The sequence below is a fragment of the Rhodopseudomonas sp. B29 genome, assembly GCF_000333455.1.
GTDB lineage: Bacteria > Pseudomonadota > Alphaproteobacteria > Rhizobiales > Xanthobacteraceae > Rhodopseudomonas.
In genome coordinates this window covers 1-1079 of sequence record NZ_BADD01000429.1, presented here as the reverse complement: position 1 = coordinate 1079, position 1079 = coordinate 1, and the positions used below count along the sequence as shown (strand labels likewise).

The 1079-nt window shown below is 63.9% G+C and carries 1 protein-coding gene and 1 pseudogene; both read right to left on the bottom strand.

Annotated features, from left to right (window positions below):
• Positions 1–12: 12 nt before the first annotated feature.
• Positions 13–432 (bottom strand): annotated as a pseudogene (locus tag I5M_RS15375) (dihydroxy-acid dehydratase); the annotation flags it as partial.
• A gap of 76 nt (positions 433–508) precedes the next feature.
• Positions 509–1079, bottom strand: a 571-nt coding sequence (locus tag I5M_RS15370; protein ID WP_022722205.1) for a GGDEF domain-containing protein, incomplete at its 5' end; no start/stop codon positions are given.

The following is a 1079-nucleotide window of genomic DNA, read 5'->3' as shown; positions in this document are numbered from 1 at the left end:
GCGAGGGGATCACACGGTGGGCAGATCGGCCGACACCGCCGCCATGATCTGCGCCGGCAGCGTCTTGTCGCAGCCGCCGATCACCACCACCGCGTCCATCGGCTGGGCGCGGATCATCTCCTCGGTGTCCATCGCCATCAGGTTGCGCAGATACATCGAGGTCGGATGCGCAAAACTCTCGCCGATCGAAATCGTCGGGAACACCATCGGCAAGGAGCCGGCCAGCATCACGCCGCGCTTCACCGCCTCGATGATCTGCGGCGCGTTGCCGTGGCAGGGATTGTAGTCGCTGTGGGTGTTGGTGATGCCGACGATCGGCCGATCGAGCGCGTCGTCGCTATAGCCCATCGCCTTGATGAAGGCCTTGCGCAGGAACAGCGAGAACCCGGCATCGCCGTACGACGTCAGTCCCTTGCGCAATCCATCGCCCATCGCGTCCGCCCTGCTGCTTGTTGGGCAGCAGTTACGAACGCCGACGTTTCATTGTCAATCGCGCGCCGAAGCGACGCTAAGCGATGTTGCGTAATGGCTGGTGCGACGCGGCGCCGTTCTTGACGCAGTTGCGCCCGCTCTGCTTGGCCGAATACAGTGCGTTGTCGGCCATCTCGATCAGCGCGTGCGGCAAAGCCGTGGCGCCGGGCGAGGCGCTCCCGACGCCGATGCTGACCGTCGGCCGCTCGTCCAATTTCGGCAGGCCGGTGAGATCCATCTCCTCGACCGCAAGCCGGATGCGTTCCGCGATCACCGTTGCGGCGACGTCCGTCGTCGGCAAGATCACCGCGAATTCCTCGCCGCCGTAGCGCGCGACGAAGTCACCGCTCCTGTTCGCGACGCTACGGATCGCAGCCGCGACCCGTCTGAGGCATTCGTCACCGATCAAATGCCCATAAGTGTCGTTGAATCGCTTGAAGCGATCGACGTCGATCAGCAGCAGGGCGATCGATCCGCCGCCGCTCACCTGACGTTCCAGGCAACGCTCCAGTTTGTTGTCGAAATCCCGCCGGTTACTCACGCCGGTCAGGGCGTCCGTCATGGCAAATGCGGAAAGCTGGGTGTTCAACGAGGCCAGGTCGGAATTG